Source organism: Deltaproteobacteria bacterium (assembly GCA_020845895.1).
GTDB lineage: Bacteria > Lernaellota > Lernaellaia > JACKCT01 > JACKCT01 > JADLEX01.
Genome location: JADLEX010000170.1, coordinates 1 through 14511, shown reverse-complemented (window position 1 = coordinate 14511; position 14511 = coordinate 1). Strand labels below are relative to the sequence as shown.

Sequence of the window (14511 nt, the reverse complement as noted above, 5' to 3'; positions counted from 1 at the left end):
CGAAAGCGAGTGCAGGCGAAGCCGGGGTGCCATTCTTTAGCATCTCCGGATCGGAGGTCGTCGAGATGTTCGTCGGCGTCGGCGCGTCGCGCGTGCGCGACCTGTTCGTGCAGGGCAAGAAGAACGCGCCGTGCATCATCTTCATCGACGAAATCGACGCCGTCGGCCGCCATCGCGGCGCGGGCCTCGGCGGCGGGCACGACGAGCGCGAGCAGACGCTCAACCAGCTCCTCGTCGAAATGGACGGCTTCGAGAGCAACGAAGGCGTCATCCTCATCGCCGCGACAAACCGCCCCGACGTGCTCGATCCGGCGCTGCTGCGACCGGGCCGATTCGACCGGCAGGTCGTCGTACCTCCGCCCGACATCAATGGCCGCGAAGGCATCCTGAAGGTCCACACGCGCAAGATCCCGCTCGCCAAGGACGTGACCATGCAGGTCATCGCCCGCGGCACGCCGGGATTCACCGGGGCCGATCTCGCGAACCTCGTCAACGAGGCCGCGCTCATCGCCGCCCGCGAGGGCAAGAACAAGGTCGCCATGCGCCACTTTGAATCGGCCAAGGACAAGGTGCTGATGGGAATCGAGCGGCGCAGCATGGTCATGACCGAAGACGAGAAAAGGAACACCGCGTACCACGAGGCCGGCCACGCGCTGGTGGGCGCGATGCTCAAGAACGTCGATCCCGTTCACAAGGTCACGATCATCCCGCGCGGAGTCGCCCTCGGCGTCACGCAGACCCTGCCCGTGGACGATCGCCACACCTACAGCCGCCATTACCTCATCGACCTGCTGGCCTTCATGATGGGCGGACGCGTGGCGGAGGAAATCGCGCTCGGCCATGTCACCACCGGCGCGGCCAATGACATCCAACGCGCCACCGACATGGCGCGGCGCATGGTGACCGAGTGGGGCATGAGCGACTCGCTCGGGCCGCTGCGTTATGGCCGCCAGGAAGAAATGGTGTTCCTGGGCAAGGAACTCGCGCACCACAAGGACTACTCCGAGGCGACGGCCAACGAAATCGACCGCGAGATCCGCACGCTCGTGACCGACGCGCTGGGCCGCGCGCGGCAGGTCCTGACCGACAACCGCGAAGCGCTCGAGCGCGTCGCCGGAGCGCTGCTGGAGTACGAGACCATCGACGGCGCGGAACTGCGGAGCCTCATCGAGGGCCGGCCCATCGTGCGCCAGCGCGTCGAGGATGAAGAGCCCGACGAAGGCGAATCCGCCGAATCGGGCGAAACTCCCGCCGACGGCGAGGGTGAGTCCAAGGACTACCGCCCGATCTGGGAGCGCGGCGGCGAAGACGGCGAGCGACACATCGACGATTCGGACGATCGCGCGTCTGCCAAGAAACCCGGCTCGGAGAGCGACCCGAATTGACGCTTCCGTTTCGCGGACGGCGCTTTTCGTTCGACGCCCATGAGCGACCGCTCGTCATGGGCATCCTCAACGTGACTCCCGATTCGTTCTCCGACGGTGGAGAATACAAGGCGTTTGATGCGGCTGTCGCGCACGGCGAACGCATGGCGCGCCACGGCGCGGATTTGATCGACGTCGGCGGCGAATCGACGCGCCCAGGCGCGCCGACCGTGGATGAAGCCGAAGAGATTGATCGCGTCGTGCCGGTCATCCGCGAACTCGCTCGTCGCATTCCGGCGGTTCCGATCTGCGTCGATACCACCAAGCCCGCCGTGGCCGAGGCCGCGCTCGAGGCGGGCGCGGCGATCGTCAACGACATTTCTGGGCTCGATCGCGCGCCCGAGTTCGCCGACATCGCGGCACGCCACGGCGCGGGGCTCGTCGTGATGCACATGCGCGGCACGCCCGCCGACATGCAGACGCGTGCGAATTACGAGGACGTGGTCGCCGATATCCTCGCGCACTGGCGCCGGGCACTCGATCTCGCCCGCGCGGCGGGCGTGAAGGACGAGGCGGTCGTCGTCGATCCCGGCATCGGATTCGCGAAAACCTTCGCGCACAATCTGGAGATTCTCGGCCGCCTCGGCGAACTCGCGGCGTTCGGCCGACCCGTCATGATCGGCCTGTCGCGCAAGAGTTTTCTCGGCCGGATCACGGGCGCCGACGCGCGCGACCGCGATCCCGAAACCGTCGCGGCCACACTGGTCGCGGCATCGCGCGGTGCGCACATCCACCGCGTTCACGATGTCGCCGGAGCCTGCCGCGCGCTACGCGTCTGGACCGCGCTGCACGCTCGCGGGACCGATCCGGCTTGATTTCACGGGGTCCGTTCGTTAGATTCGGAACGTCACGCAATCCCGGCACGCGGTGCGTTCGCCCCGGCCCCGCGAGGCGCCCTTGAACTGGAATTTTTTCCTCAGCTTTAACTGGCGCGACGCACTCGACATCCTTGTCGTCACGGTGGTGATCTACAACATCATCATGCTGGTGCGCGGCACGCGCGCGCTGCAGATGATGCTGGGCCTCGCGCTGGTGCTGGGCGTTTACGTGCTCTCGCGCTACACCGAGCTGCACACGCTGCACTGGATGCTCGACAACTTTCTCCAGTCCGTCATCATCCTCATCGTCATCCTCTTCGCCGAGGACATCCGGCGCGGCCTGGCCCGGTTCGGCAAGAACCCGTTCGCGTCCAACAATTTCCTGGTGCCCACCGAGTTCATCGACGAGGTCGTGCGCGCCGTGCAGGCGCTCATTAACCGGCGCATCGGAGCGATCATCGTCATCGAGCGCGAAACCGGTCTGAACGAATACATCGACGAAGGCATCGCGATCGACGCGGCCATCTCGCGCGAGCTCATCATCTCGATGTTTCTGCCCTCGTCGCCGATTCACGACGGCGCGGTCATCATCCGCAACGGGCGAATGGTCGCGGCGGGGTGCTTTTTTCCGCTCGCGACCGACGTGCATCTCGACAAGGATCTGGGCACGCGCCACCGCGCGGCGATCGGCGTCTCGCAGGCATCCGACGCGGTCGTGCTGGTCGTTTCGGAGGAACGCGGCGCGGCGAGTCTGGTGCACCAAGGACACATGCAACGCGATCTCGCGCCGGACGTCCTGTACGAACGGCTGAAGAAACTCATGGGCTGAGGCGATGAATCCGGTGAAATCCCTCGTTCGCGCCGTCTCCGTCAACTGGCCGCTCAAGGTCCTGAGTCTGGTCTTCGCCGTTCTGCTGTGGCTGTACGTGTCCGTCGGGCAGACGCAGCTCGAGGTGCCGAAGACGGCGGTGCTGGAACTGCGCAACCTGCCGGAGAACCTCGTGCGCACGTCGGACGTCGTCAGCACGATCGACATCAAGCTGATCGGTTCGGCGGCGCAGCTTCGTGGAATCGAACAGAACGGTCTCGGTTATGAACTCGACATGTCGCAGGCCACGCCGGGTCGAATCTCGTTCAAGGTGATCGACACGCGCATCAAGGGATTGCCGTCGGGCGTGAAGGTGACGGAGCTGTCGCCGAGCGAGATCTCGATCAAATTCTCCGAGCGCGTGGACAAGGAAATGCCCGTCGAAATCGTCACGCAGGGCGAACCGGCGTTCGGGTATCAGATCGAGGAGAAGTCGTCGGAGCCGAAACTCGTCAAGGTGTCGGGAGCGATCGAGGAGATCGCGACCATGAACGCCGTGCCGACCGAGCCGATCGACGTGGCGGGACTCAAGGACACCTATCGCGGTATGCACGCCCTCAATCTCGTGGGGAAGCACGTGGAACTCACGGAGCCGACCGACGTCGAGGTGACCGTACGCATTCACGCCGAAATCATTCAGCGCGGATTCGAGCAGGTGCCCATCGAGGTCGAGAACACCGAGTTCGTGACCTCGGTAAATCCCCCCGCGCAGGATCTGCGTCTCAAGGGTCCGGTCGAGGCCATGCGCAAGCTCGACACCGATCGCGTCCGCCTCGTCGTCGATGCGCAGGGTCTTGCTCCCGGCCGGCACAAGGTCCGGCCCGAGCTGCGCCTGCCTGAGGGCGGCGACGTACTGCCGCTGGGCGCGGGCCTGGGTGAAGTGGAGCTGACGGTCCAGAAAACCCGAAAAAAATAAACGTTTCGGGGAATTGTTCCGATAACACGACGCGCCGGTCGCGGCGCATTTCCGCATCAGAATCGAAACGAGGGGATCGATGTCTCGCAAATATTTCGGCACCGACGGTGTTCGCGGGCAAGCGAATACCGAGCCCATGACGACCGACACGGTGATGCGTCTCGGCCGCGCGGCGGCCTATCGCTTCAAGACCGACGTGCGCCGCCACCGCATCCTGATCGGCAAGGACACGCGCCGCTCGGGCTACATGCTCGAATTTGCGCTTTCGGCGGGCATCTGTTCGGCGGGGGTGGACACGCTGCTGCTCGGGCCGCTGCCGACGCCGGGCGTGGCGTTTCTCGCCCGCGACATGCGCGCCGACGCCGGGGTCATGATCTCGGCGAGCCACAATCCGTTCGAGGACAACGGCATCAAGTTCTTCGACCGCCACGGCTACAAACTGCCCGACGACGTCGAAGAGCGCATCGAGGAGATCATGGACTCGCGCCAGGCCGAGGAAAATCCGGTCACGGCGGGCGAGGTCGGCCGCGCGTGGCGCATCGACGACGCCGTGGGCCGCTACATCGTTTTCCTCAAGAAATCGTTCCCCGCGGACCTGACGCTGGAAGGCGTGAAAATCGTGCTCGACTGCGCAAACGGCGCGGCGTACAAGGTCGCGCCCGCCGTCTTCGAGGAACTCGGCGCGACCGTGCACGTGATCGGCAACAAACCCGACGGCAAGAACATCAACGACCGCTGCGGCGCGATGCACCCCGAAACGATGGCCGAGCTCGTGCGCGAACAGGGCGCGGACCTCGGCATCGCCCTCGACGGCGACGCCGACCGCCTTGTGATGGTCGATGAGCGCGGTCGCACGGTGACCGGCGATCACGTCATGGCCGCGATCGGTCGTCACATGCTCGCCGAGAATCGGTTGAAGAAGAACACGGTCGTCGCGACGGTGATGAGCAATATGGGGCTCGAGGCGTCGCTGCGCTCCGTGGGTGGGCACGTCGTGCGCTCCGGCGTCGGCGACCGATACGTGATCGAGCTGATGCAGACCGAAGGCTACAACTTCGGCGGCGAGCAGTCGGGGCATTTCATCTTCGGCGACGAACACACCACGGGCGACGGCATCCTGTCCGCGCTTCAGGTGATGGCCTATCTCGTCAAGCGACAAGCCCCGCTATCCACGTTCTTCGAGGTCATGACCGTGTTTCCGCAAATCACGCGCAACGTGAACGTGCGCGAAAAAATCCCCTTCGAGCAGATGCCCGAGGTCGCCCGGCGCATCAGCGCTGCGGAAAAGTCCCTCGGCGAGTCCGGCCGAATTCTCGTGCGTTACTCGGGCACCGAAACCAAGGCGCGCGTGATGGTGGAAGGCGAGAACGAGGACGTGATCGTGCGCCTGTGCGATGACATCCTGGGCGCGATCGAGCAGGAGATCGGCGTCTGAATCGCGGTGCGGCGCGGCGTCAGATGAACAGGCGGCCGAGTCGATCCTTCGTCGAAATGTCCTTGCGTTTCTTCGGCTGCCAGTACGTCGGCCAGTCGCGGTGGAGTTTGCGATCGAGCAGATCCTTGCGGAAAAGCCGGAAGAACAGTCCGTAGGGAACGAACGCGAAGACGTAGAGGATCGTCAGGATCACGCGCGTCATCACCCACGAGATCTTGTCCGCGACCCACATGCCGCCTTTGAAGACCGGGTGCATGACGGGTTTGGCGAAGAGCCCGAGCAACGCGACGAGCACGCCCGCGGCGATGAAGGGCCAGTCGAACCCCATCGCCTTCCACAGGCGGAACGCGCCGATCCCCGCGAGAATCGTCCCCAGGGCGAGACTGAAATCGCGAACGTCGTTCGGTTTTTCCTTGCGCTTCAATCCGACTCCGCAGCCCGCATCAATCGGGCGAAAAGTGGTTGCGCCAGTCGAAGTCCTCGTCCAGCGGCGCCTGATCGGTCTTCGACAGGAAGAAGTTGCCCATCACGAGATGGTCCATGTGCGTGCGCATGAAGCAGGTGAAGGCGTGCTCCGGGGTGCACACGATCGGCTCGCCGCGCACGTTGAAGCTCGTGTTCACGATGACCGGAACGCCGGTGATTTCGCCGAAGCGCTGGATGAGGTCGTAATAGAGCGGGTTGTCGTCGCGGTGCACCGTCTGCACGCGTGCCGAGCCGTCCACGTGCGTGATCGCGGGAACCGACGAGCGCGGCGTGTTGAGCAGGTCGAGGCCGAATCGCCCCTTCTCCTCGTCGGAAAGCGCCAGCATGTGCTCGTCCTTCACATGACCGACGAGCAGCATGTACGGCGATTCGGCGCTCATGTCGAACCAGTCCGACACCTTGTCGGCGAGCACGGACGGCGCGAAGGGCCGGAACGATTCGCGGTACTTGATCTTCAGGTTCATCGTGCGCTGCATCTCGCGGTTGCGCGCATCGCCGATGATCGACCGCGCCCCCAGCGCGCGCGGCCCGAACTCGAGCCGCCCTTGAAACCAGCCGACGACCTTGCCGTCCACCATGACGCGGGCGGTCTTCTCGATCAGTTCCTCGCGCTCCAGATATTCGTAGGGGATGCCGCGCCCTTCGAGGAACGCGCGGATTTCGTCGTTCGAAAACTCCGGCCCGAGGTAACTGCCGCGCTGCGAATCGCGCGCGCCCACCGTGCGGGGCTTTCCCTGATGCATGTGCCACGCGATGAGCGCCGCACCCAGCGCGCCGCCGGCGTCGCCGGCCGCGGGCTGAATCCAGATATTCTCGAAGGGCCCTTCACGTAGGATGTGGCCGTTTGCCACGCAGTTGAGCGCCACGCCGCCCGCGAGGCACAGGTTCTTCATGCCCGTGACTTTGTGGACATGACGCACGGCCTTCATCATGACGTCCTCGGTCACGACCTGAATCGACCGGGCGACGTCCATGTGCCGCTGCTCGATGGGGCTTTCCGCCGTGCGCATGGGGCCGCCGAAGAGCTGGTCGAACTTCTTTCCCGTCATGCGAAGGCCGACGATATACGTGAAGTAGTCGGGATTGAGCCGGAACGAACCGTCGTCGCGGATGTCGATGAGGTGCTCGCGGATCGCGTCGGCGTAAATCGGTCGCCCGTAGGGCGCGAGGCCCATCAGCTTGTATTCGCCCGAGTTGACGCGGAATCCGCAGTATGCCGTGAACGCGGAATACAGCAGACCCAGCGAGTGGGGGTAGCGGATCTCGTTCAGGATCTCGACGCTGTTGCCGCGCCCGACGCCGAACGAGGTGGTCGTCCACTCGCCCACGCCGTCCATGGTCAGGATCGCCGCTTCCTCGAATGGCGAGGGGAAGAACGCGGCGCCCGCGTGCGACTCGTGGTGCTCGGGAAAGACGATGCCGCCCTTCCAGCCGAGTTCGCGCTCGAAGACCTTCGGCACCATCAGCTTGTACTTCATCCAGGCCGGCATCGAGTGCAGGAAGAGGCGGTATCCCATCGGTGCTTCGTTCAGAAACGCTTCGAGCAGCCGCTGGAACTTCGGAAACGGCTTGTCGTAGAACGCCATCAGGTCGATGTCGTCGGCCTTGATGCCGCCGATTTTCAGCACCGCTTTGATGGCGTGCTCGGGCCACTCGGAGTCGTGCTTGATCCGCGTGAACCGCTCTTCCTGCGCGGCGGCGACGATCTCGCCGTCCACCACCAGCGCGGCGGCGGAATCGTGATAGAACGCGCTGACGCCGAGAATCTTCACGGTCGGTTTTAGCCTCGTTTCGAGTGATGTCGGTTCGCGGGCTTCGCTAGTGGACGCACGTCGGTTATCACATGGCCGCGAGCGCGGTCAATGGCCGCGCGCGGTCAGCGCGGCGCGTGACCATTACTGTCTCGATCCTGCACCGCATGCTATGATAAACACGATCCGGTTTCCGCGTCGTTCGAATTTCAGGCGGTGCGTCACGGTGGAATTCACCGACATTTCCAGACCTCCATCCGGCGAGCGACCTTCACGGCGTGCGGCCCGCGCGGCGGCGGCGTTCGTCGTCGCGACCGGCGTTGTGGCGACCGGGGCTGGCGCGGTCGTCATGGTCACTCGATTGCCCGAAGCCCGTGCGCTCGCTCTCGCGGTGTTCGGCGCGGGGGCGACGCTGTCGGCGCTGGCGGGAGCGGCGGCGTACGCACTGGCGTTTCGCGCGGTTGATCGCCGCTATACCGAACTCGCCGGCTGGCTCGACGGAACTTCGACGGCGCTGCGACGGCTCGCGCGGGGCGATGCCGAGGCCGCGGCCCGGGCAGAGATCGAGCACCCGGAGCTGCGCCGGAATGTCGAAATCCTCGCGCGGTGCACGGCGGATGAGCGGACAATGCGTGATCGCCGCGATGCCGAGATCGATCACGCGCTGACGCGGCTCGCGTCGCTGGGCGCGTCGCTGCTGGAGCAACTCGCCGAGCAGTCGCGGCTACGAGACGATCATCGCGCGAACCGTCGCGCCCTGGACGAAGCCGCGCGCGTCGCCGCCGACAAGATCGCGCAGGCACGCACCACGGCCCAGTTCATCACCACGCAGGCCGCCTCCGCCGCCGGGGCGGTTTCGGAGATGAACGACGCGCTCGGCCGTGTACGTTGGGCGGAACGGGACGCCTCGCGCATCGCGGACGACCTTCGCGACGTGGCCGCGCACGCGAATGCGGTGGCGCTGACGGCCTCCATCGAGGCGTCGCGCGATGGCGCTCCGTCGGCTCCGCTGATCGCCATCGCCGAGGAACTGCGCGAGCTCGCGCGCCTCGCACGCGACTCGGCCCAGTCCGCGCGCGAGATCCTGCGCGAGTCCGACGAGGTGCGCGCGCAGGGCATCGAGACGTCGCAACGGCTGGCTGCACGTCTCGACGACTTCGTCGCGGGCATCGGCCTCGTGAACCGGCTCTTCGAGGAGATTCCGGCCGCGCAGCGCGAACACGCCCGGTTGACCGAGCCGCTGCTGCGTTCGGAAGCGCGTCAGGATGAACTGGCGGATCTCGCCCTGGCCACGGCGCGCGAGTCCGCGGCGGGGGTCATGCGCGCGCTCGGCGAGGAGTCGCCGCCGTTGCTTGCCTCCCACGCCCCCGTTCGTGCGGTGGACGGCGCGGGTGCGCCGAAGGCGATCGCGAATGCCGACTATCGCGACGAGCGCGATCTCGAGGACCCGGGCGACTACCTGCCGATCGAGGGCGGCGGCGCGCGGGCGCGTTCGGAGTCGTGATGACGGGACGCGGCGGCGCCGAGCGAGGTCCGGTTCTGCTGGTCGATGACCGACCGGATACGCTGGCCGCGCTCGAATCGATCCTTGCCCCAGTGGGGTGCGTCTGCCGCCGGGCCACGACGGCTCAGATCGCCTTGTCCCTCGCGCACACGCAGAGCCCCAAGGTGGTGATCGCGCGGCTCGAACTCGCGCCGATGTCGGGGCTCGACCTGCTGCGCGAGTTGCACCGCCTCTCGCCGCCCACGCGCGTCATCCTCACGGCCGACGCGCTGGGGATCGCGACCGCGATCACCTGCATGAACGAGGGCGCGGACGCGGTGGTGCTCGATCCGGCGAGTCACCCCGACCAACTGCTCGCGGCGGTGGACGACGCCTTCGCGTTTCTCGACCGCTGGCAGCGCCTGTTTGTCGAACTCCAGACCCTTCGCGGGATTTCGCTATGACGACCGGCGACGACCTGTGGCGCGACGAGTGGCTCGCCGAATTGTCGGACGAGCTTCGCTCGATGCGCGGCGTGATCGACTCCCTCGCGGCGAATCCCTCGGACTCGTCGCCGTGGCGGCGACTCGAGCGTGCGTGGTCGCGCCTCGCGGGTCAGGCTTCGTTTTTCGACGAGCCCTCCATCACGGCGATCGGTGTGGAAGCGGCGTCGTTGTGCTCGCGCGTCGGGCGAAACCCGGGCATCGTTGCGCCGGACGAGGTCGCCGACGCGCTCACGCGGGCGCTTGATGTCGTGGACGCCGAAATGCGGCGCGCAGCCGACGCCCCGAGTGAAGCGGGACCGATCGACGATCTGGTCGCCACGATCCGGGTGATGGCGCCAGCCAACGACCCGGAGCGCGACCTACGCCGCCTGATGGGTCAGGCGCGATTGCTGATCGATGCCTGGCGCGCCGTCCCGTCCGACGTGGCGCAACCGCTTGCCGAACGGGCCGCGGCGCTGGAGGCGGCCTGCGACGACATCACGCGCGGGCTCGCGGATGACGCACAAACGTCCGCGACGACCGCGTCGCCGGGCGCGCGCGCGGTGTCGGAAGTTCCGGACGCGTGGCGGCGAGGGGTCGAGCAACTGGCGACACTGCGCGACGAACTGAGGGACGAGCACGTCTCGCCGAGAATCCTGGGACGTTTCGACGCGATCCTTCGACGGCTCGGTTCTCCGCTGCGTGCTCCGGACGGCACGCTGTGCGTGCTTTGCGCCCGCGTCGCGGACCGCCGTTTCGCGATTCCGAAGGACGTCGTCGCGGCGGTTCGGCCCGCGCGCAGACCGCCGGGTTCGCGATTCGCGGGTGATGAAGTTTCGGCCATTTGGCTTGGCCCGGCTGGGGAAGGGCCGGATGCCATGACGCTGCATGTGGGTGTCGAGACCGGCCGGGGGCGCGTGGCGATCGGCGTGACCGAGGTGACAGGCGAGGCGACGTTGTGGAACGTCGGGCTGTCCGTGAACGCCGATCCGCGTTTTCCGCGCATCGGCGTGGATGCCGACGAGGGCGAGTGGGAGATTTTGGACGTCACGGCACTCGTGCCCGATGCTCCCGCCGCCGACATCGACACGGACAACGACGGAGTGCTCGTCGCCGCGAACGGCCGCACGCGTCCCAATGCCGCGCCGCTGCTTCGCGCGCTGTCGAGAAGCGACGGCGGCCGATAGCCGGCGAAGCCGCGTGCCGAGGCTTTTATTCGCGCGCCGTTTTGATTAGCATCCGCCCCATGAAAACCGCGATTCGGTTCTGCCTGTGCGCCGCGATCCTCGCGACCCTCCCCGCGTGTTCCGCGACCGGCGTCAATCCCGACCGGCTCTACGAGGGCTCTTACGAGAGCTACCGCGACGTGTACGAGGAATGGACGCGCGCGGGAAAGATCTACCACAACTTCGACACGGAACTCGTCGTGGACGCGACGATGTATTCGAAGGTGTTTCGCGACGCGCTGCGCGGGGAGACCGCCCGCGCCGAAGCCCTGCCCGCAAACGATGTGGCGAAGATGCAAAAGCGCGACGAAGAAGAACTCGGCCGCGTGGTCAAGGTCTTCGTCAGCGCCTATATGCCGCGCCGCGAGTGGAACAACCTCGCCGATGCCAAGTCGCCGTCGTTCCGGTTCTGGCTCGTGGACGCCGACGGACGTCGCGCGCGCCCCGAACGGATCGAGGAGATCAAGCTCAAGCGTCGGGCGGATGTTCTCTACAAGCCGCAGGTGCATCCGTGGGCGCGAAACTACGCCATCGAATTTCCCGCGCACGACGAAAACGGCCAAGCGCTGCGCCTATCCGGCGGCGCGGTCAAGCTCCACGTGACGGGCGTTCAGGGTCAGGCCGATCTCGTCTGGGACATCCCCTGATGCCGCTTTTCGACTCGCCGTGCGCGTAATCTCGGGCATTCATCGCGGCCGCCGGCTCGTCGCGCCGCCGGGGCGCAAGACGCGGCCCACGCCCGATCGCGTGCGCGAAGCCCTGTTCAACATCGTCGGGCAGGATCTGACGGATCAAGCCTTTCTCGATCTCTACGGCGGCTCGGGCGCGGTGGCGATCGAAGCCCACAGCCGGGGCGCGGCGCGCGTGGTGTGCGTCGAGAGCGATCGCGGGGCGGTGGCGGTGATTCGTCAAAACGTCGAGACCTGCCGCGCGTCGGTCGAGGTGTTGGCGACCGAGGTGCGCGCCGCGTTGCGTCGCCTCGCCGGGTCGACCTTCGACGTGATTTTCGCCGATCCGCCCTACGCCGAGAGCGACGCGACCGACCTCGGTGATCTGGCGGGCGTGGCGGATCTGCTCGCGCCGGAAGGCGTCCTGGTTCTCGAGCATCGCGGCGCGGCGAAGGAAGTTCCGCTGGCGGGGCTTGAAATTTTCGACCGCCGCCGGTACGGAGATAGCGGACTCACCCTTTATCGATCACCGGAATCGGCGCAGGAAGGCTGACATGGTTCCGCCCGGAAAGATCGCGGTCTACCCCGGCAGTTTCGACCCGCTCACCATGGGCCACGAGGACCTGATCCGGCGAGCGTCCGGCAACTTCGACGACCTCATCGTCGCGGTCGCGGTGAACCCGCGCAAGAAAACGCTGTTCACGCCCGACGAGCGCGTGCTGATGATCCGCGAGACGCTCTCGGATTTGAACGTTCGCGTGATGGCGTTCGAGGGGCTATTGGTCGATTTTCTGCGCCGGGAAAAAGCCTCGGTGGTGATACGCGGCCTGCGCGCCGTGAGCGATTTCGAATACGAATTCCAGATGGCGCTCACGAACCGCATGCTGCTCGAAGGGCTCGACACCTTCTTCCTCATGTCGAGCGGCAAATACGTGTTTTTGTCGTCGAGCATGGTCAAGGAAATCGCCATGCTCGGGGGCGACGTAGGCAAGATGGTCCCGCCGTCCGTAGAAAAAGCCCTGCTGGCCAAGGCCGGCGAGATCCGAGCCCAGCACCTGTGACACCACGACGATAATTTTCCGGCCTCCGGTGCACGGCGGCCTTCTCCTCATGAGGTGACGCGATGTCCATCAAAATTTCCCGCAAGATCGCCGCGATTCCGCCCTCCGCCACCATGGCCATCGACGGCAAGGCCAAGGCATTGCAGGCCGAGGGTCATGACGTGGTGAGTTTCGGCGCCGGCGAACCCGACTTCGACACCCCCACGCCGATCAAGGACGCGGCCAAGGCCGCCCTCGACGCCGGGGCCTCGAAGTACACGCCCGTCGCGGGCGAAGCCGCGCTGCGCAAGGCGATCGCCGCGAAGTACAAACGTGACTACGCCCTCGACTACACCGCCGAGGAGACCATCGTCACCTGCGGCGGCAAGCACGCGCTCTACCAGATCTTCCTGTCGATTCTGGAGCCGGGCGACGAGGTGCTGATCCCCGCGCCGTACTGGGTCAGCTATCCGCCGATGGTCGAACTCGCCGACGGCGTGCCGGTCATCGTGCCGACCGACGAGTCCACGGGTTTTGCCGCCACCGCCGAGATGCTCGCCGCGAAGATCACGCCCAAAACGCGCGCGATCATGCTCAATTCGCCGTCGAACCCCACGGGTGCAGCGTACAGCCGGGCGCAGCTCGCCGACATCGCGCGTCTCGTGATCGAGCGCGACCTCGTGATGGTCAGCGACGAGATCTACGAGCACCTCGTTTACGACGGCTTCGAGTTCGTCAGCTTCCCGACCCTCGATCCGCGCCTCAAGGAACGCACCATCCTCGTCAGCGGCGTGTCGAAGACCTACGCCATGACGGGATGGCGCATCGGCTACGCCCTCGCGCCCGCGCCGGTCATCAAGGCCATGGCCAATCTGCAGAGTCAGTCCACCTCGGGCATGACCACCGTGGCGCAGCGCGCGGCGACCTTCGCCCTGAACGCCGATCACGCGATCTGGCAGGAGATGTTCCAGGCCTTCGCGCGGCGGCGGCGGCTGATGCTCGACCTGCTCGCCGCCATGCCGGGCGTGACGTGCTTCCCGCCGCAGGGCGCGTTCTACGTCTTCCCCAATTTCTCGGCGCATTTCGGCAAGAGCGCGGGCGGTAAGGCGATCACCGATTCGTTCTCGCTGTGCGAGTACCTGCTCGACGCGGTCAAGGTCGCGGCGGTGCCCGGCGGCGCGTTCGGCGCGGACGCCAACATCCGCCTGTCCTACGCGACGAGCGACGAGCTGATCCGCGAGGGCCTCGCGCGCATCGGCCGCGCGCTCGGCGAACTGCGCTAGGCGGGCCACAAGATGACGAACGGGCCGGGGCGCACGACGGGCCGCACGACGTGGCGCGGCATCGCGGCGATGCTCGTCGCCGGGCTCGCCGTCGGCGCGCTCATCGGCTGGTTATTCCTGCCGGGACCGCCGCGCGAGTCGCGCACCGCGCCCGTGCCCAAGTTCGACGCGCCGCTCGTCGATGACGAGACGACACCCGAGCCGGAACCCGAGCAGGTCGTCGATTCCGGCCCGACCACGCAGGTGCTGGCGCTCTACGCCACCGACACGCACATCTACGCGTCGATGAAGGGCACGGGCGTTCTGCGCTCGGCGGACGGCGCGACGTGGGAGCCGGTGCGTATCGGTCTGCCGACGCCGCGCGTGGTGCAGACGCTTGTCGAAGTCCGTCCCACGCAGCAGACGCTTGCCGCGAAGATGATGCCGAAGCCCGGCGAAACGCCGGATGTGGAAACGATGAAGGCCGCGATGATGTCGCTCGCGACGATGAAGCCCGGCCTCCTCGCCGGCACGCGCGACGGCCGTGTGCTGCGTCTCGACGGCGACGCGTGGACCGAACTTGCGAAGCTCGGCGGCGACGGCGGCGGCGTGCACCGGCTGCGTTATCACCCTGGGGTCGGCCTCGCGG

15 protein-coding genes are annotated in these 14511 nt (G+C 66.5%); 13 read left to right on the top strand and 2 right to left on the bottom strand.

Annotated elements, in window-relative coordinates; all coding sequences use genetic code 11:
* The 5 genes from ftsH to IT350_21360 all read left to right on the top strand — a co-directional run.
* Positions 1-1385: ATP-dependent zinc metalloprotease FtsH (ftsH, locus tag IT350_21380; GenBank protein ID MCC6160614.1), on the top strand; the 1385-nt coding region annotated here is incomplete at its 5' end.
* Positions 1386-1441: 56 nt separating this feature from the next.
* A complete protein-coding gene (gene folP, locus IT350_21375; protein MCC6160613.1) occupies positions 1442-2239 on the top strand; it encodes a dihydropteroate synthase in 798 nt (265 codons plus the stop codon).
* 82 nt (positions 2240-2321) lie between these two features.
* Positions 2322-3071 (top strand): TIGR00159 family protein, encoded by a 750-nt coding sequence (locus IT350_21370; protein ID MCC6160612.1) that lies wholly within the window; start codon positions 2322-2324, stop codon positions 3069-3071.
* A 13-nt stretch (positions 3072-3084) separates the two neighbouring features.
* Entirely contained in the window at positions 3085-4026 is a 942-nt protein-coding gene (locus IT350_21365; protein ID MCC6160611.1) for a hypothetical protein, read from the top strand.
* Positions 4027-4105: 79 nt separating this feature from the next.
* Positions 4106-5461 (top strand): phosphoglucosamine mutase, encoded by a 1356-nt coding sequence (locus tag IT350_21360; protein ID MCC6160610.1) that lies wholly within the window; start codon positions 4106-4108, stop codon positions 5459-5461.
* Between the two features lie 19 nt (positions 5462-5480).
* Here IT350_21360 and IT350_21355 read toward each other — a convergent pair whose 3' ends face one another.
* Both IT350_21355 and IT350_21350 read right to left on the bottom strand, forming a co-directional pair.
* Positions 5481-5885, bottom strand: a complete 405-nt coding sequence (locus tag IT350_21355) for a hypothetical protein (protein ID MCC6160609.1) — start codon at positions 5883-5885, stop codon at positions 5481-5483.
* Between the two features lie 19 nt (positions 5886-5904).
* On the bottom strand, positions 5905-7719 hold the full coding sequence (locus IT350_21350; GenBank protein MCC6160608.1) for a carbamoyltransferase: 1815 nt from the start codon (positions 7717-7719) through the stop codon (positions 5905-5907).
* 205 nt (positions 7720-7924) lie between these two features.
* Here IT350_21350 and IT350_21345 point away from each other — a divergent pair, with 205 nt between their 5' ends.
* From IT350_21345 to IT350_21310, 8 genes are all read left to right on the top strand, one after another.
* On the top strand, positions 7925-9202 hold the full coding sequence (locus IT350_21345; GenBank protein ID MCC6160607.1) for a hypothetical protein: 1278 nt from the start codon (positions 7925-7927) through the stop codon (positions 9200-9202).
* Positions 9202-9645 (top strand): response regulator, encoded by a 444-nt coding sequence (locus IT350_21340; GenBank protein ID MCC6160606.1) that lies wholly within the window; start codon positions 9202-9204, stop codon positions 9643-9645. Before IT350_21345 ends, IT350_21340 begins: the two co-directional genes overlap by 1 nt.
* On the top strand, positions 9642-10853 hold the full coding sequence (locus IT350_21335; protein MCC6160605.1) for a hypothetical protein: 1212 nt from the start codon (positions 9642-9644) through the stop codon (positions 10851-10853). Before IT350_21340 ends, IT350_21335 begins: the two co-directional genes overlap by 4 nt.
* Before the next feature lie 59 nt (positions 10854-10912).
* Positions 10913-11539, top strand: a complete 627-nt coding sequence (locus IT350_21330) for a hypothetical protein (protein ID MCC6160604.1) — start codon at positions 10913-10915, stop codon at positions 11537-11539.
* Positions 11540-11558: 19 nt separating this feature from the next.
* A complete protein-coding gene (gene rsmD / locus IT350_21325; GenBank protein MCC6160603.1) occupies positions 11559-12113 on the top strand; it encodes a 16S rRNA (guanine(966)-N(2))-methyltransferase RsmD in 555 nt (184 codons plus the stop codon).
* Position 12114: 1 nt separating this feature from the next.
* Positions 12115-12621 (top strand): pantetheine-phosphate adenylyltransferase, encoded by a 507-nt coding sequence (gene coaD, locus IT350_21320; protein MCC6160602.1) that lies wholly within the window; start codon positions 12115-12117, stop codon positions 12619-12621.
* Positions 12622-12689: 68 nt separating this feature from the next.
* Positions 12690-13883, top strand: a complete 1194-nt coding sequence (locus tag IT350_21315) for a pyridoxal phosphate-dependent aminotransferase (protein MCC6160601.1) — start codon at positions 12690-12692, stop codon at positions 13881-13883.
* A gap of 12 nt (positions 13884-13895) precedes the next feature.
* Positions 13896-14511, top strand: a 616-nt coding sequence (locus tag IT350_21310) for a hypothetical protein (GenBank protein MCC6160600.1), incomplete at its 3' end; no start/stop codon positions are given.